This is a genomic window from Sphingomonas sp. Leaf67, assembly GCF_001421965.1.
GTDB lineage: Bacteria > Pseudomonadota > Alphaproteobacteria > Sphingomonadales > Sphingomonadaceae > Sphingomonas.
Genome location: NZ_LMLP01000021.1, coordinates 474469 through 499178 on the forward strand (window position 1 = coordinate 474469; position 24710 = coordinate 499178).

Below are 24710 nucleotides of genomic sequence, written 5' to 3' on the forward strand. Positions count from 1 at the left end.
GGCCTCAACGCATAGGGGTTCCTGCCTGCGCGGGAATGACAAGGCAGACGGCGGAACCCCGCAGCTCGTCCACCGCTATACACCCACCCCTTCCGGAGCGCACCAATGAACGACCTGCCGATCGAACTCACCCTGCTCGGCTGGTCGGTCGTGCTGCTGACCATCGCGATCCTGCTGCAAGGCCAGTTCGCGACGAAGGAACGTGGCACCCAATGGAATGCCGGCCCCCGCGACGGTGACAATGCGCCCAAGGGCGTTATGGCGGGCCGCGCGCAGCGTGCCCTCGACAATCTCAAGGAAAGCTATCCCGCCTTCATCGGCCTTGCGCTCGCGCTGGCGGTCAGCGGCCGTACCGGCGGGTTGGGCGCGACGGGGGCGATCCTGTGGTTCGTGGCGCGCATCATCTATCACCCGCTCTACCTGTTCGGCGTGCCCTATCTGCGCAGCATGGCGTGGATCGTGTCGATGCTGGGGCTGTTGCTGATGCTGATCCGGCTGCTGTGAAAAGCGCCACTTCTTCCGTCATAACATAATCTCGCTACGCCGCTGCGATCGATTGCCGCAGCTTCGCGCCGTGCCGCGATCCCCCGCGGTTGGAGCGTCGGCGTCATGTTCGTGTTCAAGGGTCTCGAAAGCCATCCGCGCAGCTTCGTGAAGGCGGTGTCGTGGCGGACGGTCGGATCGATCGACACTTTCCTGCTGGGACTGTTATTCTCCGGCTCGGCGAAGCTGGCCGGGGCGATCGCCGGAACCGAAGTGCTGACCAAGATCACGCTGTTCTATTTCCACGAACGCGCATGGTCGCTGGTCCGCTGGGGCCATCGCGCCGATCCCGCCGCGACCACCGACGCCACGACCCTGCCGACGAGCTGACGACCGGCCAGGCCGGTCAGTCGCGAACGACGTCTTCCTCAAGCGACCAGATCAGATCGCCCTTGCCCAGCACCCGCCCGTCATGGCTGCACACCGCGACCGGCTGCACCGGGCGACGGTCGCAGGCATCGACCAGTACCGGCGTCGCCGCCACGCCGGTTTCCCACCGCTCGCCCCATTGCCGCAGCGCGACCATGGTCGGTTGCAGCGCATAGCCCTTTTCGGTCAGGCGATAGTCGATCTTGCGACGATCGCTCTCGACCGCGCGCCGTTCGAGGATGCCGTGCCCGACCAGCCGCGACAGACGATTGGCAAGGATGTTTCGGGCGATGCCGAGTTCCGACTGGAACTCCTCGAAATGCGACAGCCCGTTGAACGATGCGCGCAGGATCAGGAACGACCAGCGTTCGCCCATCGCCTCCAGCGCGGCGGGCAGGCTGCACTGATCGGCAAGGTCGCGTAGCGGTTCTCGAAGGACGGTCATCATCCGCTTCGATTCTAGCGCATGGCGGCGGGCAAAGGAATAGCACTTCTTTCGCGCCCGCAGCAAACATCGCAACTTGCAACTTACATTCATGTAGATTAGGCGCGGGACACCGTAATCTCTGGATGGAGCTGTTGCCCGTGAAGATGTTCGCCCTGCTGACCGCCGCTGTGCTGACCCTGCCCTTCGCCGCCGCAGCACAGCCGAACCGCGGCTATAGCGCCGTGCCCGCGACCGCGCCGGCCGTCGACACGATCCTTACCCGCAGCACGCTATGGAAGTGCACTGCCGAGCGTTGCGCCACCCCGCGCGCCGAAGGCAGTCACCTGACCATGTGCCAGCTCGCCGCCGCGCAGCTCGGCCCGCTCGCCGCCTTCACCGCCAACGGCACCCCATTTCCCCCCGAACAACTCGCAAAGTGCAACATTCGCGCCAAAGGTGCCTGATCGACGCGAAAACGGTTGCAAAGCCGCCCCGGCCCGCTCCATCTAGATCGCATGCTGCGGCAGTATGAATTGGTGGAGCGGGTCAAGACCTACGACCCGGACGCGGACGAGGCGCTGCTGAACCGCGCCTATGTCTTTTCGATGCACGCGCATGGCAGCCAAAAGCGGGCATCGGGCGACCCGTATTTCAGCCACCCGATCGAGGTGGCCGGCATCCTGACCGACCTGCACCTCGACGACGAGACGATTGCGACCGCGATCCTGCACGACACGGTCGAGGACACCGTGGCGACGCACGAGGAAATCCAGGCCAAGTTCGGGGTCAACGTCGCCCGACTGGTCGAGGGCGTGACCAAGCTCAGCAAGATCGAGGCGCAGACCGAGAACGAGCGCGCCGCCGAGAATCTGCGCAAGTTCCTGTTGGCGATGTCCGACGACATTCGCGTGCTGCTGGTGAAGCTGGCCGACCGGCTGCACAATATGCGCACGCTCCATCACATCGCGAAGCCCGAGAAGCGCAAGCGGATCGCGCGCGAGACGATGGACATCTACGCACCACTCGCCGAGCGGATCGGCATGTACGAGTTCATGAACGAGATGCAGACGCTGGCATTTCGCGAGATCGAACCCGAAGCGTATGAATCGATCACCCGCCGCCTCGAACAACTGGAGGAAGGCGGCGGCGACCGCGTCGCCAAGATCGGCGGCGACCTGAAGACGATGCTCGACCGCCACGGCATCACCGCCGAGGTATCGGGCCGGCGCAAGCATCCCTATTCGATCTGGCGCAAGATGTCGGAGCGGCACGTCACCCTCGAACAACTGTCGGACATCGTCGCGTTCCGCGCGATCGTCGACAGCGAGGAGGAATGCTACCGGGCGCTCGGCATCATCCATCGGCGCTGGCCGATGGTGCCGGGACGGTTCAAGGATTATATCTCGACGCCCAAGCGCAACGGCTATCGTTCGCTGCACACCGCCGTCATCCATGCCGAAAACATGCGGATCGAGGTGCAGATCCGCACTCGCGAGATGCATGCGCAGGCTGAGTTCGGCCTCGCGGCGCACTGGGCGTACAAGCAGGACGCGGTGCGCCCCGATACGCAGGTCCGCTGGATTCGCGACCTCGTCGAAATTCTCGACAATGCCGAGAGCCCCGAGGAACTGCTCGAACATACCCGCATGGCGATGTATGCCGACCGCATCTTCGCCTTCACGCCCAAGGGCGAACTGCATCAGTTGCCCAAGGGCGCGACGCCGATCGACTTCGCCTATGCGGTGCATACCGATCTCGGCGATCAGGCGGTGGGCGCGAAGGTCAATGGCGGCGTCGTTCCGCTGCGCACCGAACTGAAGAACGGCGATCAGGTCCAGATCCTGCGGTCGAAGGCGCAGCGTCCGCAGGCCAACTGGTTGAACTTCGCCATCACCGGCAAGGCTCGCGCTGCCATCCGCCGCTATATCCGCCTGCGCGAACGCGACGAGACGGCGGCGCTGGGCAAGCGGCTGTATCAGGAACTGATCGCGCGCCTGCCGGTCCCGCCCGGCATCGACGCGCTGGCGGAAGGGCTGAAGCGGCTGAAGATCGCCGACGAAGCGACGCTGTTCGAAGGGCTGGCGCATGGCAAGCTGACCGACGAAGCGGTGATGGAGGCGGTCATGCCCGGGGCCATTGCCGACCCGAAGATCGAACCGATCCCGGCGCAGCGCGCCCCGATCGAGATCAAGGGGCTGACCGCCGGCGTCGGCTACGACCTCGCCACCTGCTGCCACCCGGTGCCGGGCGACCGCATCATCGGCATCCGCCGCGGTGATGGCCGGTTCGAGGTGCATGAAATCGGCTGCGAGACGATCGAGGCGATCGACCCGCATCACTGGATCGATCTGACCTGGGGCGACAATGCCGAGGGTGCCACCGCGCGGATCGCGGTGACGCTGAAGAACGAACCCGGTGCGCTGGGTGCGGTGGCGACCGTCATCGGCGGCCACCGGGCGAACATCCTCGGGCTACGGCTCGATAATCGCGACACGACCTTCCACACCAACACCATCGATGTCGAGGTCCGCGACGCGGCGCACCTGATGAAACTGCTCGCCGGCCTGCGCGCGGCCGATGCGGTGAACAAGGCGGAACGCGGCTAACCCCAAATCCTATTCCTCCCCGGCACGGGGAGGGGGACCAGCGCAGTTGGTGGAGGGGGGGTCCTGCTCCACTACGGTCGTGCTTCGTCGACAACCCCCTCCACCATCCGCTGCGCGGACGGTCCCCCTCCCCGTATCGGGGAGGAACTGCACCGTCCCCCTTGCCTCCCCCGCCCCCAATCCCCAAAGCACAGCCATGGCACAGGAATCCCCGCTCGACCGGTTTCGTGACGTCCTGCGCGGCACGTCGCGCGCGATTGCCGACGAACCCGAGGTCGAACTGGCCTTCACCGCCGACGCGCCGACCGCGTCGGGCAAGCATATCAAGGTGCCGATGCCCGCCCGCGCGCTGCCTGCCGATCAGGTGGCCGAGGCGCGCGGCCATGCCGACGGCTTCGCGCTGCGTATGCGCCATCACAATGCCGCGCTCCACGCCCGTACCGCACCCGGCGATGCGGTCGCGCGCGCCGTCTATGACGCGGTCGAACAGGCGCGGATCGATGCGCTGGGGTCGGCCGGGTATGACGGCATCGCCGACAATCTCGACCATGCGCTAACCATGCGCATGCGCTCCGACCCGATCACCCGCGCCCGTACCCGCGCAGAAGTGCCGCTGTCGACCGCGGTGCAGATGCTGGTGCGCGAACGGCTGACCGGCCGTGCCCCGCCCGCCGCCGCCGCACCGGGCATGGCGCTCATCACCGACTGGATCGAGCAGCGCGCCGGTGCGCAACTCGACAGCCTTGCCGGACTGGTCGCCGATCAGGCCGCCTTTGCGCGCGGCATCACCCGCCTGCTCGAGGACCTCGAACTGGTCGAGGGCGAGATCGAACCCGAACAGGCCGATGACGGCGGCGACGATTCGGAAGGGGAAGACGAACAGACCCCCGAGGACGATGGCGACGATTCGGGCGAACAGCAGGGTGGCGAAGGTCAGGTCGAGGCGCGCGGCGAGGATCGCAGCGACGAACAGTCCGATGGTCAGTCCGACGACCTGTCGGAGGACATCGACGCCGAAGGCGACGACATGGCCGATGGCGAGGACGAAGGCGGCATGATGCCGGTCCGCCCGAACCGCCCCTTCGCCGACCTGAACGCGCAATTCGAATATCGTGCGTTCACCACCAAATATGACGAAGTGATCGCCGCGACCGAATTGTGCGAGGCTGACGAACTCGAACGGCTGCGCGCCTATCTCGATCAGCAGCTGGTGCAGTTGCAGGGGGTCGTGACCAAACTCGCCAACCGGCTGCAACGCCGGTTGATGGCGCAACAGTCGCGGTCGTGGGACTTCGATCAGGAGGAAGGGATGCTCGACGCGGCGCGGCTGGCGCGCGTCGTCATCAACCCGGCCCAGTCGCTCAGCTACAAGATCGAGCGCGATACCGAATTCCGCGATACCGTCGTCACCCTGCTGATCGACAATTCGGGATCGATGCGCGGCCGCCCGATCGGCATCGCCGCGATCAGCGCCGACATCCTTGCCCGGACGCTCGAACGCGTCGGGGTGAAGGTCGAGATTCTCGGCTTCACGACGCGCGCGTGGAAGGGCGGCCAGGCCCGCGAATCGTGGCTCGTCGCCGGACGCCCGCCCCAGCCCGGTCGCCTCAACGACATTCGCCACATCGTCTACAAACAGGCCGACGAGCCATGGCGCCGTGCCAAGAAGTCGCTCGGGCTGATGATGCGCGAAGGGCTGCTGAAGGAAAATATCGACGGCGAGGCGCTGCTCTGGGCGCATGGCCGCCTGCTGGCGCGGCCCGAGGACCGCAAGGTGCTGATGGTCATTTCCGACGGCGCGCCGGTCGACGATTCGACGCTGTCGGTCAATTCGGGCAGCTATCTGGAACGGCATCTGCGCCAGGTGATCGCGTGGATCGAGGGCAAGTCGCCGGTCGAACTGGTCGCGATCGGCATCGGCCATGACGTGACCCGCTGGTATGCCCGCGCCGTCACGATCATGGATGCGGAACAACTTGCCGGAACGATGATCGAGCAGCTGGCGTCGCTTTTCGACACCCCATGAAGCCGACCGCCCCGCCCGGCGGCTTTCGCGGGCCGGTCAAGCGATCGATCACGATCGCCGGCCACGCGACCTCGATCAGCCTCGAACCCGGCTTCTGGGCGGCACTGGAGGCCGCGGCGACCCGACGGTCGCTGCCGCTATCGGCGCTGGTCGCGGCGATCGACGCGGTGCGAATCGAGGGAGACGATCCACCCAACCTCGCGAGCGCGATCCGGTCTTGGTTGTTGGGGGAGGTTGGCGCTGGGTAAGGTTGTTTTCGCGCGAAGGCGCAAAGGACGCCAAGGGGTCGCGGACCCGGGAAGGTCGGCCGCTATAACGGCTTCATCGCTTGTTGCAACGAGAGAGGGAGTCTTCCGCTCGCGGGCGATGGCCCAAAGCGCGACCCCTTTGCGCTCTTTGCGCCTTCGCGCGAACCAAATCTCTTCTTCTACTCCGCGCCTTCGCGCCTTCGCGTGAACCAGCCTTCTACTGCTGATCCGGCAGGATCGGAGACACGGTAACCTCGCCCCGATCACCCGAACGATAGCCAAGGCTCGCCCGCCCCTTCACCGGTCCGGCGACGTCGGCGACCAGATAGAGCGGCCGCCGCTTCGATTCGACGTATAGCCGCCCGAGATATTCGCCGATCATCCCCAGCACGAACATCTGCACCGCGCCGAGGAACACGACGACCAGCATCGTCGACGTCCACCCCTGCACCGCGCTGCCCGACAGCCAGCCGATCGCGATATAGGCGAACAGCAACAGCGACAGCGCGGTCAGCACCAGCCCCAAATGGCTGGCGAGGCGCAGCGGCGCGGTCGAAAAGCCGGTCACCGCGTCCAGCGCGAATCCGATCATCTTGCCCAGCGGATATTTGCTCTCGCCCGCCAGCCGTTCGTCGCGGTCATAGGGGAACGGCACCTGCCGGAACCCGACCCACGCCACCATGCCGCGGATGAAGCGCGCCTGTTCGGGCAGGCTCAGAAACGCGTCGAGCGCCCGCCGCGTCATCAACCGGAAATCGCCGGTATCGAGCGGGATCGGCGTATCGGTCACCCGGTCGAGCACGCGGTAGAAGGCGGCGGCGGTCAGTTTCTTGAAGAAGGTCTCGCCCTCGCGCTTGCGCCGCACCGCATAGACCACGTCTGCGCCCTCGGCCGCCATCGTTTCCAGCATCGGCCCGAGCAATTCGGGCGGGTCCTGCAGATCGGCATCGATGATGAGGATGCGTTCGCCCGCGCACAGGTCGAGCCCGGCGGTCAGCGCCAGCTGATGTCCGTGGTTGCGCGACAGGTTGATCGCGACCAGCCGCGGATCGGCCGCCGCCAGCCGTTCCATCACTGGCCAGCTTTGGTCGCGCGACCCGTCATTGACCAGGACGATCTCGTGATCGTCGCCGACAACCGCTTGCGCCGCCGCCGAAATGCGGGCGTGCAGCGTGTCGAGACAGGCGGCCTCGTTATAGCAGGGGACGACGACGGAGAGCGCGGGACGGATCATGGACGGCTGCGTTACTCCATGCGACGCGGTTGGAAAAGCCGGATGGCGATGTCGCCCGATCCCGGTTAGGATCAGGCGTCGCTGGAGGAATGCCGATGCGCGTGTTGCTGTCGTTGCTGTTGCTCGCCGCCGCCCCGCCGGCCGTGGCGCAAATCTGGGACGGAGGGCGCTCCGCGGTGCGCGACGTACCGCCACCGGCAACGTCGTTGGTCGCAAGCGATCTGGACGATATCAACCGGTCGATCCGCGACGGGCGGCGGCGTGGTGACCTGACCCGGGCCGAGGCCCGGGCGCTCATGATCCAGAGCGCGGTCATCGAGCGGCTGAATCGTCAGTATCGACAGGGCGGACCGATCGCGATGAATGCGCCCGCGCTCGCCGACCGTACGCTGGCGCTGCGCGGCGAGGTGGCAGCGGCACGCGCCCGTCCGAAATGAGCTGGGTTGCAATGTAGGACTTCGCTTGCCAGCCCGATCGCGCAAATGGCGGAGCGGAAGCGATGATCGAGGCGAGCGTAGGCGAGGACGGCACCAACCGTGCGGACGATGTGCGCGCCGTCCAGTGGCTGTTGCTGCGGATCGGTATCGATCCCGGCGCGGTCGACGGCCTCGCCGGACCGCGCCTGATCGCCGCGATCCGCACCGCGCAGGTCCGGTTCGACATGGAAGCCGATGGCCGGATCGACCCCGGCGGGCGGACCATCGCCCGCCTGACCGGCGCGCGCGCGACATGGGACGGCGACAGCCGCAACTGGCCGCAGGAGCGCAAGCTTGCCAGCCTCCATCCCCGCTTCCGAGGCCACATCGTCCGCGTCATCGACACGCTGCGGCGCGACGGCCTGCGCCCGACGATCGTCTATGGCTGGCGATCGGTCGCCGTCCAGCGGCGGTTGCTGCGCGAGGGGGTGACGCAGGTCGGCTTCGGTTTCCACAATGCGCAGACCCCCGACGGCCTGCCCGCCGCATGGGCCGCCGATCTGGTCGACGACCGCTGGTACTGGACCGAACCCGAATGCCATGTCTTCTTCCGCGCGCTGGGCGCGGCGGGCAAGGCGGAGGGGCTGATCTGGGGCGGCGACTGGACGTTTCGCGACTGGGCGCACCTGCAGGGCCGGCGCAATGCCGAACTGGCGAGCGTCCGGCGCGAGAGCGGGCTGACGTAAAGCGTTACCGATTCTTCATCTCTGCGACGTAGCGTTCCCGGCCATGTCGTCCTCCGCCCTGCCCCTGCCGATGTCGGCGCGTGCCGTACCCGGCGCGACGGCGCTGCGCTGTTTTTTGCTGGTCGCGGCCATGGTCGCGGGTGGGGCGCTGATCGGGCTGCTGACCCGCCACGCCTTTTCGGTCGCCTTCTGGCCCGCCAACGCGATCCTGGTCGGGTTGATGCTGCGTATGCCGCGCCTGTTCCGGCCGTCGGGCTGGGCGGGAGCCTTCATGGGATTCGTCGCCACCGACCTGTTGTTCGACCGCAATATCGCCCTGTCCGCGTTCTTCGCGCTCGCCAATACCGCCGGGACCTTCGCGGCGACGGTGGCGCTGCGACGGCTCGATCCCGCCGACCTGCGACTGGAGCGCGTCCATTCGGTGCTGCGCATCCTCGCCGGACTGATCCCGGCCTGCTTCGTCGCGGCGCTGATCGGTGCGGTGCTGGTCGTGGTCGAATTCGGCGGCTCCGCCAGCCAGACGCTGATGACATGGCCGGCGAGCGAACTGGTCAATTATCTGGTCGTGCTGCCGGTCCTGCTGACGCTGCGCCACCCCGATGCCCAGCCACCGCGAATCGCCGAACCCCCGATCTGGCCGGCGGTCGCGCTGGCATTGTCGTGCGTCGCGGCGGTGCAATTCGACGGGCCGGGCAGCATCATGTTCCCGATGCCCGCGCTGCTGCTGTGTGCGCTCACCTATCCGGTCGCGATCACCGCGGTGCTGACCATGCTGCTCGGTACCGGCTGCCTCATCACCATCGGCCTCGGCATCGTCGAGATCGGGCAGGACATGGCGATCCCCCGGCTGGTGCTGTCGGTGCGGATCGCGGTCGCCTTCCTCGTCCTCGTGCCGCTGACGATCAGCAGCGCGATGGCGGTGCAGGACGCGCTGCTGCGCCAGCTGCGCGACGCCGCCGATCACGACGGGCTGACCGGCCTGCTCAACCGCCGCGCGTTCGAACAGCAATTACAGCAACGGCTAAGGCTGAACCAGCTGCCGGGCCACGGCCTTGCGCTGCTGTGGCTCGACCTCGACCATTTCAAGGCCATCAACGACCGTCACGGCCATCCGGCGGGCGATGCGGTGCTGTGCGCTGCCGCCGCTACCCTGCGCAATGCCTGCGGCGTGAACGATCTGTGCGGGCGGCTGGGCGGGGAGGAATTCGCACTCCTCCTGTCCGCAACCGATCGCGCCGCCGCGCAGGATGCCGCCGAACGACTGCGTTCCGCGATCGTGGCGCAGCGCGTCGACTGGCACGGCACCGCGATCCACGCAACTGCCAGCATCGGTGCCTGTTACCTGACCCGCACGCCTACCGACGCGGCGCCGTTGCTCCGCTGTCTCGACGAAGCGATGTACCGCGCGAAACGCAGCGGGCGGAACCGCGTCGAATGGCTCGACGGGCCCGATCTGGCGCACGCGGCGTAAGAATCTGTTTGGAAGCTCGCGCGAGAGCTAGCTTCGGGGCGGCACCGGCCCGCTCTCCCACCCCACCACCCATGCAATTATACTGACTTGGGTGGTGGGGTGGGGGAGCGGGCCGGTACCGCAAAATGCGTCTCGACGCATTTTCAAACGGAGTCGAGCCGCGCCAACGCCCATTCCGCCGCATCGCGCACCACCGCATCGGCATCGGCACAGGCCGCCCGCACCGGTTCGATCAGCGCGCGGTCGCCGCTATTCCCCGCCGCGATCAGCGCGTTGCGCACCATCCGGTTGCGCCCGATCCGCTTGATCGGCGACCCGCGAAACACCTCGCGAAACCCGGCATCGTCCAGCGCGATCAGGTCGGCCAGCCGGGGCGCGGCGAACTCCGCCCGTCCGGCAAAGGCGCGGTTGGCGGCGGCGGCATCGGCGAACTTGTTCCACGGGCACACCGCCAGACAATCGTCGCAGCCATAGATGCGGTTGCCCACGCCCGCGCGAAGCTCGACCGGGATCGGTCCGGCATGTTCGATCGTCAGATACGAGATGCAGCGCCGCGCATCCAATCGGTACGGCGCGGGAAACGCATCGGTCGGGCAGGCCCGCTGACACGCGTCGCACGATCCGCACCGGTCGCGCGCCGCGACATCGGGGGCCAGGTCGAGCGTGGTATAGATCGCGCCGAGGAACAGCCAGCTGCCATGGTCGCGGCTGACCAGATTGGTGTGCTTGCCCTGCCACCCCAGCCCCGCCGCTTCGGACAGCGGTTTCTCCATCACCGGCGCGGTATCGACGAAGACCTTCAGATCGCAGCCCGATTCCTGCGCCAGCCAGCGGCCGAGCGTCTTCAGCGCCTTCTTGACCACGTCATGATAATCGCTGCCCTGCGCATAGACCGAGATGCGCCCCCGATCCCCGACCTCGGCCAGCGCCAGCGGATTGACGGCGGGGGCATAGCTCATACCCAGCGCGATCACCGACCGCACCTCGCTCCACAGTGCGTCGGGCGATCCGCGCTGTTCGGCGCGTTCCTCCATCCAGATCATCGACCCGTGCCGCCCCTCGTCCAGCCATTGGCGCAGGCGCTCGGCGGTGCGCGGCGCGGCATCGGCACGGGCGATGCCGCACGCGACGAAACCGCATTCGGCCGCTTTGGCACGAATACGCGCGACGATATCGCTCGGCTGGCCCTTGTCTCCGGTCACCTCCCCCCGCTACCCTCTATCCGACGCGCGCTAAAGGGCGACGTTCAGGGGGGATCTCGTTTGCCGGACGGAAATTGGGCGCTGAGCGCGGACGGACTGGTCAAACGCTTCGGCGACCGGCGGGTCGTCGACGGCATCGATCTGCATGTGCCCTACGGCGCGGTGTACGGCGTGCTCGGCCCCAATGGCGCGGGCAAGACGACGACGCTGCGGATGCTGCTCGGCATCATCGAACCCGATGAAGGACATCGCACCCTGCTGGGTCGGGCCGCACCGCGCGATGCCTCCGATCAGGTCGGCTATCTGCCCGAGGAACGCGGCCTGTATCCCGGCATGAAAGCGCGCGAGGCGATCGCGTTCATGGGCGCGTTGCGCGGGCTCGACTGGTCGGTCGGGCGCAAGCGCGCTGCGGTGATGCTCGAACAGGCGGGCCTCGGTCACGCGATCGACAGCAAGATCCGCAAGCTGTCCAAAGGCATGGCGCAATTCGTGCAGCTGCTGGGATCGGTCGTCCACCAACCCGAATTCCTCGTCCTCGACGAACCCTTTTCCGGGCTCGATCCGGTCAATCAGGAACGGCTGGAGGCGCTGATCCGGGCTGAGCGCGACCGGGGGGCGACGATCCTGTTCTCGACCCACGTCATGGCGCACGCCGAACGGCTGTGCGACCGGCTGTGCATCATCGCCGGCGGCAAGCGCCGGTTCGAAGGGACGGTCGACGATGCCCGCGCGATGTTGCCGATGAAGGCGCATTATGTGCCCCATCACCCCGCGCCCGGCATCGCCGCGCTGTTGCCGGACGATGCGCACGAAGAACGCGGCGGGTGGCGCTTCACCCTGCCGGCTGACGGGATCGAGGGGATATTGGTGCGGCTGATCGACGCGGGCTATGGCATAGCGGGGCTGTCGATCGAACGACCGGGGCTGCACGACGCCTTCGTCCGGATCGTCGGCGAAGCCGATGCGGAGCGGGCCGCATGAGCCGGCTGATCCGTCAGACGCTGACCATCGCCCGCCGCGACTTTATCGCCACGGTGATGACGCCGATGTTCCTCGTCTTCCTGCTCGCCCCGCTGCTGTTCGGCAGTTTCGGCGCGATCGGCGGCATCGGCGCGGCAACGGTGGGCAAGAGCGCGGAGGACAAGGTTCGCATCTACGCCATCGCCACGCCTGCCGACGCCCGGCGACTGCGCGCCGCCGACGCGCTGATCCGCCCCGGCATCCCGCGCGAGAGCGGCCCGCCTGCGCTGGCGATCGTCGCGCCGGACGCCAACCCGGCGGTTCAGGCCCGCGCGCTGCTGTCCGATCCCGATGTCGACGTGCCGGCCGTATTGTACGGCCCGCTCGACCGGCCGCAGCTGATCCATGCCAGCCTGGTTTCGACGACCGCCCCCTATCTGGCGGGGCTGGCCGAACAGGCGGTGCGCGATCGACGCGCCAACCTCGGCGATGCGCGTCTGTCGACGCCGGTATTCACCCGGATCGAGCGCGACAGCACGTCGCTCGGCGGCAAGAAAGCCGCCGGATTCTTCGCGGTCGTGACCCTGTTCGTCGTCACGCTGATGCTGGCCGGACAGGCGGTCGGCACCATGGCAGAGGAGCGATCGAACAAGGTGATCGAGGTGCTGGCCGCCGCCGTCCCGCTCGAATCGGTGTTCCTCGGCAAGCTGCTCGGCATGTTCGGCGTGGCGGTGCTGTTCCTCGCCTTCTGGGCCGCCGTCGGCGCCAATATCGGCAGGTTGCTGCCCCCCCAGCTGGTCGCCGGCTTGACCGACATCGCCCCCGCCATCGGTTTTCCGGGCTTCCTGCTGCTCTACATCCTGTATTTCGCCATGGCCTATATGCTGCTCGGCTCGGTGTTCCTGACCGTCGGCGCGCAGGCATCGACCCCGCGCGAAATCCAGATGCTGACGCTGCCGATCACGATCTTTCAGATGGCGATGTTCGGCTTCGCATTCGCCGCGATCAGTCGGCCGGGCAGCTGGATCGCGCTCGCCGCCGAAGTCTTCCCGTTCAGCAGCCCCTTCGCCATGGCCGCCCGCGCCGCGACCAGCGGCGAATGGTGGCCGCACATCGCCGCGCTGGCGTGGCAATTGCTGTGGGTGGCGATCACGATCGTGATCGGCGCGCGACTGTTCCGGCGCGGCGTGCTGCAATCGGCAGGGCCGAAGTTCCGATGGTTCAAGCGGGGGTAGTGGACGGCCGGTGACGCCCGCCAGCATTCATGTATCGGATTGACGCATTCAGCGGGTATCCGGAACGTCCGCATTCTGAGGTGATGCATTACCTGTGTTTTGCGTCGCTAACTTGGAAAATTGGTAAGAAGCGGCCGTGGCCGTGCCGGCCCGAACACGTCATATCTGCCTCATGATCAATACCCGCAATGGCGCTGCTCGGCTACTCGGCTTCATCCCCGATCAGACGTTGCCATCTGCATCCCTCTGCGAACTGACAGGCGACACAGCAAAGACAAGCGTAGGTGTTTTCTCCTCCGGATTAGAGCGCCGGGTAGCTGATGCGTGGCTTCAACCGGCAGCCGATCTTACTTGTGCTCAATGTCGTATGCTGGTTGGCCAACGCTTGGGATTGCGATGGCTGGCCCGCCCGGTGACGATCTTCGTCAAACGGCATCCGCTAGCCGAGTGCGACCTCTACTCCGGAGACCTGACCGTCATCGCCCTCGTGGTTTGGCGCGATCTTGCGACCTACGCGCCAAACGCCACACGCCGGATGCTCGCGCAGGATTATGAATGGCTGCGACGTGAAGCTGACGACGACCGATGGGCGGGCAGTATTCTGAAGCAGGCGGTTGTGGCGCTCGACGACGCGTCGGGCGGATAAGCGAGCGCTATTGAGCGTAAAAAAACCCGACCGCTTTAGGCAGTTGCGCTGATGCAAAACTCTGATTTTGCCTCAGCGGCAGCCAGCTACTTCGTCACCAGTGTCACGATCGACAGCCCCGGCGGCATGGGCACGCGCCCCAGCAGATGCCGCTCTAGCCGGAAGATCGCCTCGAACGCGGTGTTCAGAACCTTGGGCGGCGGCGAATCGTCGCTGTCGTCCTTGCCGCGAATCTTGCCCGCGACCCGCGCGGCGACGGCAGCCGGAAACAGCAGCGAGTTGAAATAGCGCAGGCCTTCATGCTTCAGGCCCGCGTCGGCGATCGCCTTGGCCAGCGTGCGCTTGGAATAGCGGCGGTGGTGGTGGTTCACCACGTCGTGCGCGCTCCACATCCATTGATGCGCGGGCACCGTGACCAGAATCTTGCCGCCGGGTGCCAGCCGATCGGCCATGCCGCGAAATGTCGCGACATCGTCCTCGATATGCTCGACCACGTCGAGCACTGCGATCATGTCGTATTGCGCGCTGACCCCGGCAAGCGTCGGCAGCGGTGCGGTGCCGACCGGCTTGCCCAGCCGCTCGCTGGCGATTGCGCGGGCCGCCGGGTCGATCTCGATCGCGTCGACCGTGCCGAACCCGGCCAGCATCGGCAGGTTATGCCCCGTGCCGCACCCGATTTCGAGGATGCGCGCGCCCGGCCGCAGCCCGGCATAGCGTTCGACATAGTCGGCCAGGATCTCGCGCCGCGCGCGATACCACCAATGCGTCGAGTCGTGCGCCGCCATGCGGTCGTAAACGATGCGGTCCATCTTATCCGAATACCCATGAACGATTGAGCGCGAAGGTAGCGAAGGGCGTGACCAGCACCGCCGGAACCAACGGCACCCAGTGCGCCATGCCCGCCAGATCGACCAGCCCGAACGTGAACAGGCCGTTCAGCACCATGCCGAACCCCTGCACCGCCAGGAACTTCATCGGCTGTTCGGCACCGCCCGACCGTGTGCCATGGTCGCGGAAGCTCCATCGGCCATGCGCGATCCAGCCAAAGGCGGCGGCAACAACGAACGCGGGTACGACTGCCACGAACGCATAGCCGGTCGGCAGAATGTAAGAGACGAGCGGCAGATACACGATCGCATAGATCACCGTCGACAGCCCGCCGACGATGCCGAACCGGATCAATTGGCCCAGCACCCCGTCCGGTATCAGTCGTTCGATCCGCGCGATCACCCGCGTGCCCACCCTTGTCCTTTGCGCGCCATCCGATACAGCGCCGCTGTTGCCACCATGGCTGGACTGCCGCCGTAGATCGCGGCGGGCGCGGGGGAAAGTAGTTTTGACCAGGCTTCCATCCACGGGCCATTTCCTCGACCGGCACTGGCTGCGCTGGCTGCTGCTTGCCTGGGTGGTGATGGCGGCATGGTTCCTGTGGCAACGGTGGAACGCGGTCCACTGGCTGGCGCTGTCCGATACCGACGACAATATGCGGCTGATGCAGGTCCGCGCATGGATGGGCGGGCAAGGCTGGTACGATCTGCGCCAATACCGGCTGAACCCGCCGAACGGTCTCGATATCCACTGGTCGCGGCTGGTCGACCTGCCGATCGCCGGGCTGATCCTGTTGTTCAAACCCATTGCCGGGCCGGTCTGGGCCGAAAAGCTGGCGGTCGGCATCGCGCCGCTGCTGCCGATGGGGGTCGCGCTGATCGCCCTGTCGGTGACGGTGCGGCGGCTGGTCGCGCCGGTCGCATGGCCGCTGGCGGTGCTGTTCCTGCTCGGCTGTTCGTCGACGCTGCTGATGTTCATGCCCGAACGCATCGACCATCATGGCTGGCAGCTTGCCTGTCTCGCGTGGACCGTCGCCGGCATCGCCGATCGCAAACAGGGCCGCGGCGGCATGGTCGTCGGCCTGTCCTCGGCCGCGTCGCTGACCATCGGTCTCGAACTCCTGCCCTATTGCGCGATGGCCGGCGCGATCGTCGCCTTGCGCTGGGTGTGGGACCGGGCGGAGGCGCGGCGGCTGACCGTCTACGGCGCGACGCTGGCCGGCGCGAGCGCGATCGGTTTCGTCGCTTTTGCCTCCAACGCCAATTACGCGATGCGCTGCGACGCGCTGACACCGGTCTGGCTGTCGGCGGTGGTCGCGGGCGGCGCGCTGCTGGTGCTGATCGCCCGGATCGGACCGAAGACGTGGCCGCTGCGCCTGATCCTGACGCTGATCGCGGGCGGCGCGCTCGCCGGTGCGTTCGCGACGCTGTTCCCGCAGTGCCTCGCGCGTCCCGAAGGCGTGTCGGAGGAACTGGCGCGCACGTGGCTGAACAATGTCCGTGAGGCGAAACCGCTCTACACCATGCCCGGCCGCACCATCCTGCTGATCGTGACCGGACCGATCATCGGCCTGCTCGGTGCGATCTTCGCCACATGGCGCGCGCGGCGCTCGGCCGATTTCGTCGGCTGGGCGGTCGTGACGCTGTTCACGACCTTCGCGGTGGCGATGCTGTTCTGGCAGATCCGCTCGGGGCCGGCCGCACAGTTGCTGGCGATTCCCGGAACGGTGGCGCTCGCATGGGTGGTCGTGCCGTGGCTGCTGTCGCGCGAGCACGCGGCGGTGCGGGTGCTCGGCACGGCGGCGGTGATCTCGCTGCTCCTGCTCGGCAACCTGTTCGTCGATCAGGTCAGCAAGCTGCTGTCGATGCTGCCCGACAGCGGCCTGACCAGCCATGTCCGCATCAAGCCGCAGGACGCCCGCACGAAACAGATACTGCGCGCCGGTGCCCGTTGCGGCAGCCTGCCCGCGTTGCAGGCGCTGAACCGCCTGCCCCCCGCGGTGATGTTCACCCATGTCGATCTGGGGCCGCGCCTGATCGTCGCGACCCATCATGACGGCATCACCGGCCCCTATCACCGCAACGGCGATGCGATCCTCGACGTACACCACGCGTTTCAGGGCGACCCGGACAATTTCCGCACCATCGCCCGCCGCCATGGCGCGACCTATCTGCTCACCTGCCCCAACATGGCCGAAACCACCGTCTATCGCGCGCGGTCGCCGGGCGGCTTCTACGATCTGCTCGCCCATAACAAGGTGCCCGGCTGGCTGATCCCGGTCGCCCTGCCCAAGGGGTCGCCGCTCCGGCTGTGGCGGATCGATTATAGCGGGATGGCGCGGTAGGCTCGCCGAAGCGCGAAGGTCGGCATCAATACGAAACCTTACGGTGCGCCCGCACAGGCGGTGGCTACGTGCCAAGCAAGACGATGGCCCGCACCTCTAACCAGGGGACACGAGAAATGCCGCCGTCGCAAATCCGGCGAAGGTCGGGGACGATTGCGTTGAGTCGCCGTTGCTGCCCACGATCCCGAAACGCAAAACGCCCGCCCCCTTGCCGGGGACGGGCGTCGCGGACCGTGGAGGCCGGATCGCTTAGCGGGCAGCGACCTGCTGCGCCGGCGACAGCGGCTTGGCGATGCGGAAGCGGACCGGACGGCCACCGACTTCGCCCGACACGTTGCGGTCGCGCACTTCGAGGCGGAACGGCTCGCCGCTGGTCAGGACGGTACCCGACAGAACCGTCGCGCCATTGTCGGCAACGCTGCGGGTATAGTCGAACTTGTAGCCGTCACGCTCGATCTCGTTCGCCGAGGCGAGCGTCGGGATCAGCATGCCCGCTGCGACGAGGGCGACACGAAAGGCGGCGGCGGCGGCAAAGCTGCGCATGATGTTTCTCCGGCTGGTTGGGATGGACGCTCGTGCGTCGTTTCGTTGCCAGAGATGTGCATGTTGCAGCGCGATATCGCAACTGCACAGGTTCTTACCGCAATTGCAGAAAACGAAATCGGAATTAGGGCAGGAACCGGTTCACCACGTCGCGCGCCAGGCGCGCCGGGCGTTTCGTCGCGGCGTCGAGCGAGCACCACGTGCTCTGCACCTCGACCAGTACCTCCTCGCCGCGCTTGATCAGCGTCGAGAAATAGGCGCGAACCCCCTCGACCCGCTCCGCCATCACCGTCGCGACGATCGTGTCGTCGAGGAAGGCGGGCCGGCGATAGGTGATCTCGTGGCGCAGCGCGACCCACAGATGCTTCGCCACCGCTTCGGCCGGCGCGACCCGTTCCCAATAGGCGACGACCGCGTCCTGCACCCAGGACAGGTACACCGCGTTGTTGACGTGTCCCATATGATCGATGTCGCCCGGCGCGACGGCAAGCGGATGCTGATGTGCCATGGAAAAACGGTGGCCCCTGCTGACATGCGAGTCAATGAGACTCACGCCGGACCGAGTGACGGCATGGACCATTCGGCCACGGTTCCCAAAAACGCTCCCGCGCCGGCCGGGCCGCTGCAAAAGTCCCCGCCAGCGTACCCGGTTGGTGCGTGAGACGCTCGCAGACGTCTCACGCACCGCGCTACGACGAGGTTACGCCTTCGCCACCACGCTCTCCGGCAGATCCTTGCCGAACACCCGCTGATAATATTCGGCGACCAGCGCCCGCTCCGCCTCGTCGCATTTGTTCAGGAACGACAACCGGAACGCGAAACCGACATCGCCGAAGATCAGCGCGTTCTGTGCCCATGTAATCACGGTACGCGGACTCATGACGGTCGAGATATCGCCATTGACGAATCCGCGCCGGGTCATGTCGGCGACGCGCACCATCTTTTCGACCGCGTCCTTGCCGCCGACCTTGTCATATTCGCCCGACTTGGCGAGCACGATCCGCGCTTCGGTGGCGGCGGGCAGGTAGTTCAGGGTGACGACGATGTTCCACCGGTCCATCTGCCCCTGATTGATCTGCTGCGTACCGTGATACAGCCCCGACGTATCGCCCAGCCCCACGGTATTCGCGGTCGCGAACAGGCGGAAATACGGGTTGGGCCGGATCACGCGGTTCTGGTCGAGCAGCGTCAGCTTGCCCTCGGTCTCCAGCACGCGCTGGATCACGAACATCACATCGGGGCGACCGGCGTCATATTCGTCGAACACCAGCGCGGTCGGCGTCTGGAGCGCCCATGGCAGCAACCCTTCGCGGAATTCGGTGATCTGCTGCCCGTCCTTCAGCACGATCGCGTCGCGCCCGATCAGGTCGATGCGACTGATATGCGCGTCGAGGTTGATGCGGATGCACGGCCAGTTCAGCCGCGCCGCGACCTGTTCGATATGCGTCGACTTGCCGGTGCCGTGATAGCCCTGCACCATCACCCGCCGGTTGTGCGCAAAGCCTGCGAGAATCGCCAGCGTCGTGTCGGGATCGAACACATAGGCGGGATCGGCATCGGGCACGCGTTCGTCGGCCACCGAAAAGGCGGGTACTTCCAGATCGCTGTCGATGCCGAACAGGTCGCGCGCCTTCACCATCCGGTCGGGGGCGCTCAGGATCGTCGTTGCGGCTTCGGGCTGGGTATCGGTAGTGGTCATGCGGGCCTTTCGCGGGTCGGCGCACCGGCGGGAGCGTCGCGGCGTCCTTTAGGACGATCGGGGTCGCCTACTCAACCTTTGGCGGCAGGCGGAACAGGGTCGTGAACCGTTCGGCAATCGCCCGGTTCCCCTCGACCACGATTGCGTCCGCCGCCGCCAGCGGTCGTCCGCCATAGACGACCGGCAGGAACGCGGACGGCGCGCCCGACAGCGTCGCATTCACCGCCGCCGTCGCCGCGCCGCGCCGGACGTGCAGCGCGCCATCGGCCAGGGTAGCAACATAGGCATCCTCGCCGAACCGGAACGCGACCGTCGCCCGCCAATCCCCCGCCCGCTCCGCCACCAGCAGCATTTTCAGCGACAGCAACAGCGATACCGCCGAGAACGGCAGCGTCGGGTCGTGCGTCGGCGACCGCAGCGCCCATTTCGCCAGCGCCAGCACCACCGGCTCACTCTCATACCCCCAGCGCGTCAGTTCATATACCTGCACGTTGGCAGGCGGCGGCAGCCGGTGGCGATGGACGATCCCCGCCGCCTCCAGCCCCGCCAGCCGCTGCGTCAGCACATTGGCGCTGATCCCCGGCAACCCGGTGCGCAACTCGCCGAAACGGCGCGGCCCCAGCAACAATTCGCGCATCAGCAATAGCGCCCATCGCTCACCGACATATTCCATGCCCAGCGCCGCACCACAGGCATCGTCGTAGCGTCGCTTGTCGGTCTTGGTTACTTTTTCTAACTCCATCGTTGCAATTTCTAACCCACGGGCGCACCCAAGACAAACAGTGATTCGCTGGTCCGGGGAGAGGGTGCCATGCCGAAGATGATTTTCGTGAACCTCGCAGTGGCCGATGTGCCTGCGGCGACCCGTTTTTACGAAGCGATCGGGTTCGTGAAGGACGACCGTTTCTCGAACGATCGCGGATCGGGCATGACGTGGTCGGAAACCATCCACGTCATGCTGCTCGACCGCGACTTCTACGCGACCTTCACCCCCAAGCGGATCATCGACGCGAAGACCGAAAGCGGCGTGCTGCTGGCATTGTCGTTCGACGATCGCGCCGCCGTCGATGCGATCACCGAAGCCGCGCTGACGGCGGGGGCACGCGAACTGCATGATCCCGAGGACGAAGGCTTCATGTACAGCCGCGCGTTCGAGGATCTCGACGGCCATGGCTGGGGTCCGTTCACCATGGACATGGCCGCCGCCGAGGCGGTCCATGCCGATGGTGCGGCGTGACCCGGCCGGTCATCACCGCCTTCGACTGGGTGCCCGATTTCGCGCAGGGGCAGGTCCGCGACCTCCGCGTCCGCTGGATATTGGAAGAGGCGGGCCAGCTTTACGACGTCGATTATCTGTCACAGGGTGCGCAGAAGCGCCCCGATCACCGTGCCCGGCAACCCTTTGGACAGGTACCGACCTATCAGGACGGCGATCTGACCCTGTTCGAATCGGGCGCGATCGTGCTGCACATTGCCGAACGGCATGGCGTGCTGCTGCCGAACGATCCGACCGCGAAGGCGCGGGCGATCGAATGGCTGTTCGCCGCGCTCAACACGGTCGAACCCCCGATCATGGACCATGCCATCGCCACCTTGTTCGAACGGGACGAACCCTGGTCGAAACCGCGCCTGCCCGCGGTCGAGGCGCGCATCGCCGAGCGGTTCGGCGAGGTCGCGGCGCGGCTGGGAACACGCGAATGGTATGATGGCGACTTCGGCATCGGCGACCTGATGATGGTCGCGGTGCTGCGGATCATGGATGGCAGCGACCTGCTCGCCGCCCATCCGACGCTGGTCGCCTATGTCGAACGGGGCACCGCCCGCCCCGCCTTTCACCGCGCGCTTGCCGCGCAACTGGCCGGCTTCACCGGCGAACCGCCTGCCGGCTATGCCGAATGGGCCGCCAAGGGAGACTGCGCATGACCTATATCGACGGGTTCGTGACCCCGGTGCCGCGCGCCATTCGCGCCGCCTACGAACAGCATGTCGCGGCGGCGGCGGCGATCTTCGCCGATCTCGGCGCGGTGCGGTTGATCGAATGCTGGGGCGACGATGTGCCCGCTGGCAAGCATACCGACTTCGCACGATCGGTCGCGCTGACCGAAGACGAAGACGTGCTGTTCAGCTGGATCGAATATCCCGACCGCGCGACCCGCGATGCGGCCGGCGCGGCGATGATGGCCGATCCGCGGATGGAGGCGCTCGACATGCCGTTCGACGGCAAGCGCATGATCTATGGCGGCTTCGATGGCGTCATGGTCAGCGGCGACGGCGGCGCGCCCGGCTATGTCGATGGCTGCCTGACCCCGGTCTCCGCGACGCAGCGTGACGCCTATATCGCGTTCGCCGCCGAATCGGCACAGGTGTTCCGCGATCACGGCGCGCTGCGCGTGGTGGAGGGCTGGGGCGACGACGTGCCCGCCGGCAAGCACACCGACTATGCCCGTGCCGTCGACCTGCAGGATGGCGAAGTCGCCTGCTATTCATGGATCGAATGGCCGTCGAAGGACGCCCGCAATCGCGGTTGGCAGGCGGTGATGGCCGACCCGCGCATGGTCGATCGCGAAATGCCGTTCGATGGCCGGCGCATGATATATGGCGGCTTCTTACCCGTTTTCGACCAACGCATGGGAGCAGGCGCATGAACCGGCAGGGTGACTTCATCTGGTATGAATTGCTGACCAGCGACATCGACGCGGCGGCCACCTTCTATGCCGACATCGTGGGCTGGCAGGTGCAGGATTCGGGGATGCCCGGCATGGATTACCGCCTGTTCGTCGCCCCCGACGGCGCGATGATCGGCGGGCTGATGGCGATGCCGCCGGAGATGCCGGCACCGGTCTGGCTCGGCTATGTCGCTGTCGACGATGTCGATGCCGCCGCTGCCGATTTCATCGCGGCCGGCGGTACGCAGCACATGGCCCCGACTACCATCCCCGGCGTCGGCCGCATCGCGATGCTCACCGACCCGCAAAACGCCGCGCTCTATCTGATGCGCAGCGCAAGCGACGCGACCAGCACCGTCTTCCAGGCCGCCGATCAGGCGACGCCGGGGCATTTCGTCTGGAACCAGTTGATGGCGCCCGACCTCGACCGCGCCATCGCCTTCTATGTCGACCGGTTCGGCTGGCGACAGGAAGGGTCGATGCCGATGGGGTCGTTCGGCGACTACAAATTCCTGCTGTGCGGCGACGTCGCGATCGGTGCGGCGATGGGCATGGTGCCGGGCGGACAGCCCGGCTGGCAATATTCGACCCATGTCGCCGATATCGACCATGCGGCCGACCGCATCACGGCCGGCGGCGGCACCATCCTGCAAGGGCCCGACCAGATCCCCGGCGGCAGCTATTCGATCGTCGCCACCGATCCGCAGGGTGCCCGCTTCGGTCTGGTCGGTCCGCGGCGATGAGCAAACTGCAACTGTGCCTCGTGGTCAACGGCCGGGCGGAGGAAGCCGCACGCTTCTACGCCGTGACCTTCCCCGACAGCGCGGTCGGGCGCATCCACGCGGCCGCCGCCGACTTTCCCGGCGGCAAGGCGGGGGACGCGCTGGTCGTCGAATTCACCCTGCTCGGCCAGCCCTGTTTCGCGCTCAACCACGGCCCGCCGACGCCCTTTTCCGATGCGATCTCGTTTCAGGTGCTGACCGACGATCAGGCGGAGACCGACCGCTACTGGGACGCGATCGTCGCCGATGGGGGACAGGCGCGCGACTGTGGCTGGTGCAAGGACCGGTTCGGCCTGTCGTGGCAGATCACGCCGCGCGCGCTGATGGCCGGGATGGCGGATTCCGATCGGGCAGCGGCCGGGCGCGTCATGCAGGCGATGATGACGATGCAGAAGATCGACATTGCCGCTATCGATGCCGCTCGCAGCGGAGAGAACCGATGACCGAACACGAACTGGCGATCGAACGCCGCATCGCCGCCCCCGTCGACGCGGTGTGGCAGGCTTGGACCGAACATCTCCCCAAATGGTGGGCCCCGCGCCCCTGGACCACCGACCTGATCGCCCTCGACCTCATCCCCGGCGGCCGGTTCGCAACGACGATGCGCGGGCCGGCGGGTGAGGAAATGATGGGCGAAGGCGTCATCCTAGAGGCGGTCCCGTACGAACGCGTCGCCTTCACCAACGCCTTCGCCCCCGGCTGGATACCGCAGCCGCAGCGGCTGGCGTTCGTCGGCCTCTTCACCTTCGAGGCCGATGGCGACGCGACCCTCTACCGCGCCGCCGCCCGCCACTGGGACGAGGAAACCGCGAAGATGCACGCCGAAATGGGCTTCGAAGGCGGCTGGGCCATGGTCGCGCAGCAATTGGAGGCAGTCGCGGTCAATTTCGCGTGAAAATCTCTGTACTTCTGCCGATTCTCCACCGTTCAGTTCGAGCAGCTTCGAGCGAAGTCGAGAAGCGTCCGTCGAGAACCGCCAGCCCAAGGCAACGCCGTCTCGACTACGGTTCTCGACAGGCTCGAACCTACGCTCGAAGCAAACGGTAATAGGCGTTGAGGAAGCGGCCCTCGCTCACGCAAACGCCGCCGCCCCCTTCAACTGCTGATACGCCGCGATCACCTTCTGCAACGCCGCCTCATGCTGCCGGTCACCGCCGTTGCGATCGGGGTGATAGCGCCGCACCAGTTCCGAATAACGCTGGCGCAGGCCGGTCCGGTCGACATCGATGTCCAGCCCCATGACCTTCAGCGCCGACCGGTCGGCGGGGCTGAGCGACCGCCCGTCCCTGCGCTCGGCCCGGTTCACCCGCGCGTCGCGGAACTTCGCGCCGATCGCGTCGAGCGGATCGGCGAAATCGGCCCATGCCGGCCCCGGATCGACGCCGGCCCGCGCAAAGGCGCGCGTCTCGCGGTCCCAACCGGCATAGGGGCGCTGCGCGTCGTTGATCTCCTCGGCGGTCATCCCCGCAAAATAGTTATACCCGGCATTGAACGCGCGGATATGCTCGAGGCAGAACCAGCGATAGGCGTTCGGCCGCTCACCGCCCTGCGGTGCACCCTCGACCGGCGGCGCGCGGAATTCGCCCGCGTCGGTGCATCCGGGCACCTCGCACGGCCGGCCATTCGCCTCGACCCGCCCGTGGAACCGGGCATTGGGGCGATCCTTGCTGATCTTCTCGCGCGCCACGCGACTCCCTTTGGCAAAAGGGGCTATATAGG

At 66.8% G+C, this 24710-nt stretch carries 29 protein-coding genes; 19 read left to right on the forward strand and 10 right to left on the reverse strand.

Going from position 1 to position 24710, the window contains the following annotated elements:
• Window positions 1-105 precede the first annotated feature (105 nt).
• Together ASE90_RS14355 and ASE90_RS14360 are read left to right on the forward strand one after the other, a co-directional pair.
• Window positions 106-504: an MAPEG family protein gene (locus tag ASE90_RS14355; RefSeq protein WP_056002022.1), complete on the forward strand. Its 399-nt coding sequence runs from the start codon at window positions 106-108 to the stop codon at window positions 502-504.
• Window positions 505-609: 105 nt separating this feature from the next.
• Window positions 610-873, forward strand: a complete 264-nt coding sequence (locus ASE90_RS14360) for a DUF2061 domain-containing protein (protein WP_056002024.1) — start codon at window positions 610-612, stop codon at window positions 871-873.
• Window positions 874-889: 16 nt separating this feature from the next.
• Here the strand turns inward: ASE90_RS14360 and ASE90_RS14365 are convergent, their stop codons facing one another.
• Window positions 890-1357 (reverse strand): winged helix-turn-helix transcriptional regulator, encoded by a 468-nt coding sequence (locus ASE90_RS14365; protein ID WP_414889292.1) that lies wholly within the window; start codon window positions 1355-1357, stop codon window positions 890-892.
• Between the two features lie 146 nt (window positions 1358-1503).
• Here ASE90_RS14365 and ASE90_RS14370 point away from each other — a divergent pair, with 146 nt between their 5' ends.
• The 4 genes from ASE90_RS14370 to ASE90_RS14385 all read left to right on the forward strand — a co-directional run bounded on the left by ASE90_RS14370 (window position 1504) and on the right by ASE90_RS14385 (window position 6219).
• Entirely contained in the window at window positions 1504-1803 is a 300-nt protein-coding gene (locus ASE90_RS14370) for a CC_3452 family protein (protein WP_414889316.1), read from the forward strand.
• Between the two features lie 51 nt (window positions 1804-1854).
• The gene (locus ASE90_RS14375; protein WP_056002033.1) at window positions 1855-3945 is read left to right on the forward strand and encodes a RelA/SpoT family protein; all 2091 of its coding nucleotides are present in this window, start codon (window positions 1855-1857) and stop codon (window positions 3943-3945) included.
• 196 nt (window positions 3946-4141) lie between these two features.
• The gene (gene cobT, locus ASE90_RS14380) at window positions 4142-5971 is read left to right on the forward strand and encodes a cobaltochelatase subunit CobT (protein WP_056002036.1); all 1830 of its coding nucleotides are present in this window, start codon (window positions 4142-4144) and stop codon (window positions 5969-5971) included.
• Window positions 5968-6219, forward strand: coding sequence for a ribbon-helix-helix domain-containing protein (locus tag ASE90_RS14385; protein ID WP_056002040.1), 252 nt, complete (start codon window positions 5968-5970; stop codon window positions 6217-6219). The genes cobT and ASE90_RS14385 overlap by 4 nt, the downstream gene beginning before the upstream one ends.
• Window positions 6220-6436: 217 nt before the next feature.
• On the opposite strand, the gene ASE90_RS14390 is transcribed toward ASE90_RS14385, so the two are convergent.
• Window positions 6437-7453, reverse strand: coding sequence for a glycosyltransferase family 2 protein (locus tag ASE90_RS14390; RefSeq protein ID WP_056002043.1), 1017 nt, complete (start codon window positions 7451-7453; stop codon window positions 6437-6439).
• 95 nt (window positions 7454-7548) lie between these two features.
• Here ASE90_RS14390 and ASE90_RS14395 point away from each other — a divergent pair, with 95 nt between their 5' ends.
• The 3 genes from ASE90_RS14395 (at window position 7549) to ASE90_RS14405 (ending at window position 10086) form a co-directional block, all read left to right on the forward strand.
• A complete protein-coding gene (locus ASE90_RS14395) occupies window positions 7549-7890 on the forward strand; it encodes a hypothetical protein (protein WP_156361593.1) in 342 nt (113 codons plus the stop codon).
• Window positions 7891-7952: 62 nt separating this feature from the next.
• A complete protein-coding gene (locus ASE90_RS14400) occupies window positions 7953-8615 on the forward strand; it encodes a peptidoglycan-binding protein (RefSeq protein ID WP_056002050.1) in 663 nt (220 codons plus the stop codon).
• Window positions 8616-8658: 43 nt separating this feature from the next.
• A complete protein-coding gene (locus tag ASE90_RS14405; protein ID WP_082449826.1) occupies window positions 8659-10086 on the forward strand; it encodes a GGDEF domain-containing protein in 1428 nt (475 codons plus the stop codon).
• A gap of 143 nt (window positions 10087-10229) precedes the next feature.
• Here ASE90_RS14405 and queG read toward each other — a convergent pair whose 3' ends face one another.
• Window positions 10230-11288, reverse strand: coding sequence for a tRNA epoxyqueuosine(34) reductase QueG (queG, locus tag ASE90_RS14410; RefSeq protein WP_056002056.1), 1059 nt, complete (start codon window positions 11286-11288; stop codon window positions 10230-10232).
• Between the two features lie 60 nt (window positions 11289-11348).
• Between queG and ASE90_RS14415 the strand changes: the two genes are divergently transcribed.
• From ASE90_RS14415 to ASE90_RS20025, 3 genes are all read left to right on the forward strand, one after another.
• Window positions 11349-12269: an ABC transporter ATP-binding protein gene (locus tag ASE90_RS14415; RefSeq protein ID WP_056002059.1), complete on the forward strand. Its 921-nt coding sequence runs from the start codon at window positions 11349-11351 to the stop codon at window positions 12267-12269.
• Entirely contained in the window at window positions 12266-13483 is a 1218-nt protein-coding gene (locus tag ASE90_RS14420) for an ABC transporter permease (RefSeq protein WP_056002061.1), read from the forward strand. The genes ASE90_RS14415 and ASE90_RS14420 overlap by 4 nt, the downstream gene beginning before the upstream one ends.
• A gap of 172 nt (window positions 13484-13655) precedes the next feature.
• The gene (locus ASE90_RS20025) at window positions 13656-14129 is read left to right on the forward strand and encodes a hypothetical protein (protein WP_156361594.1); all 474 of its coding nucleotides are present in this window, start codon (window positions 13656-13658) and stop codon (window positions 14127-14129) included.
• 86 nt (window positions 14130-14215) lie between these two features.
• Here ASE90_RS20025 and ASE90_RS14430 read toward each other — a convergent pair whose 3' ends face one another.
• On the reverse strand, window positions 14216-14938 hold the full coding sequence (locus tag ASE90_RS14430; RefSeq protein ID WP_056002068.1) for a class I SAM-dependent methyltransferase: 723 nt from the start codon (window positions 14936-14938) through the stop codon (window positions 14216-14218).
• A 1-nt stretch (window position 14939) separates the two neighbouring features.
• On the reverse strand, window positions 14940-15371 hold the full coding sequence (locus ASE90_RS14435; RefSeq protein ID WP_235531833.1) for a GtrA family protein: 432 nt from the start codon (window positions 15369-15371) through the stop codon (window positions 14940-14942).
• A 94-nt stretch (window positions 15372-15465) separates the two neighbouring features.
• Between ASE90_RS14435 and ASE90_RS14440 the strand changes: the two genes are divergently transcribed.
• Window positions 15466-17301, forward strand: coding sequence for a hypothetical protein (locus ASE90_RS14440; RefSeq protein WP_056002071.1), 1836 nt, complete (start codon window positions 15466-15468; stop codon window positions 17299-17301).
• 249 nt (window positions 17302-17550) lie between these two features.
• Here the strand turns inward: ASE90_RS14440 and ASE90_RS14445 are convergent, their stop codons facing one another.
• The 4 genes from ASE90_RS14445 to ASE90_RS14460 form a co-directional block, all read right to left on the reverse strand.
• Window positions 17551-17844 carry a hypothetical protein gene (locus ASE90_RS14445; protein ID WP_056002074.1) on the reverse strand — a complete coding sequence of 98 codons (294 nt, stop codon included), beginning with the start codon at window positions 17842-17844 and terminating at the stop codon, window positions 17551-17553.
• A 124-nt stretch (window positions 17845-17968) separates the two neighbouring features.
• Window positions 17969-18352, reverse strand: coding sequence for an acyl-CoA thioesterase (locus ASE90_RS14450; protein ID WP_056002077.1), 384 nt, complete (start codon window positions 18350-18352; stop codon window positions 17969-17971).
• Window positions 18353-18544: 192 nt separating this feature from the next.
• Window positions 18545-19543: a cobaltochelatase subunit CobS gene (cobS, locus tag ASE90_RS14455; protein WP_056002080.1), complete on the reverse strand. Its 999-nt coding sequence runs from the start codon at window positions 19541-19543 to the stop codon at window positions 18545-18547.
• Window positions 19544-19610: 67 nt separating this feature from the next.
• Window positions 19611-20285 carry a winged helix-turn-helix transcriptional regulator gene (locus tag ASE90_RS14460; RefSeq protein WP_056002083.1) on the reverse strand — a complete coding sequence of 225 codons (675 nt, stop codon included), beginning with the start codon at window positions 20283-20285 and terminating at the stop codon, window positions 19611-19613.
• A gap of 69 nt (window positions 20286-20354) precedes the next feature.
• Here ASE90_RS14460 and ASE90_RS14465 point away from each other — a divergent pair, with 69 nt between their 5' ends.
• From ASE90_RS14465 to ASE90_RS14495, 6 genes are read left to right on the forward strand one after another with little or no spacing between them, the layout of a single operon-like run.
• Window positions 20355-20780: a VOC family protein gene (locus ASE90_RS14465; RefSeq protein ID WP_056002086.1), complete on the forward strand. Its 426-nt coding sequence runs from the start codon at window positions 20355-20357 to the stop codon at window positions 20778-20780.
• A complete protein-coding gene (locus ASE90_RS14470; protein WP_056002089.1) occupies window positions 20777-21466 on the forward strand; it encodes a glutathione S-transferase family protein in 690 nt (229 codons plus the stop codon). The genes ASE90_RS14465 and ASE90_RS14470 overlap by 4 nt, the downstream gene beginning before the upstream one ends.
• Window positions 21463-22188 (forward strand): DUF1428 domain-containing protein, encoded by a 726-nt coding sequence (locus tag ASE90_RS20935; RefSeq protein ID WP_082449829.1) that lies wholly within the window; start codon window positions 21463-21465, stop codon window positions 22186-22188. The genes ASE90_RS14470 and ASE90_RS20935 overlap by 4 nt, the downstream gene beginning before the upstream one ends.
• Window positions 22185-22952, forward strand: a complete 768-nt coding sequence (locus ASE90_RS14485; RefSeq protein ID WP_056002092.1) for a VOC family protein — start codon at window positions 22185-22187, stop codon at window positions 22950-22952. The genes ASE90_RS20935 and ASE90_RS14485 overlap by 4 nt, the downstream gene beginning before the upstream one ends.
• Window positions 22949-23434: a VOC family protein gene (locus ASE90_RS14490; RefSeq protein ID WP_056002095.1), complete on the forward strand. Its 486-nt coding sequence runs from the start codon at window positions 22949-22951 to the stop codon at window positions 23432-23434. The genes ASE90_RS14485 and ASE90_RS14490 overlap by 4 nt, the downstream gene beginning before the upstream one ends.
• Window positions 23431-23886, forward strand: a complete 456-nt coding sequence (locus ASE90_RS14495) for an SRPBCC domain-containing protein (protein ID WP_056002099.1) — start codon at window positions 23431-23433, stop codon at window positions 23884-23886. The genes ASE90_RS14490 and ASE90_RS14495 overlap by 4 nt, the downstream gene beginning before the upstream one ends.
• 177 nt (window positions 23887-24063) lie before the next feature.
• Here the strand turns inward: ASE90_RS14495 and ASE90_RS14500 are convergent, their stop codons facing one another.
• Window positions 24064-24678 (reverse strand): J domain-containing protein, encoded by a 615-nt coding sequence (locus ASE90_RS14500; protein ID WP_056002102.1) that lies wholly within the window; start codon window positions 24676-24678, stop codon window positions 24064-24066.
• Window positions 24679-24710 lie beyond the last annotated feature (32 nt).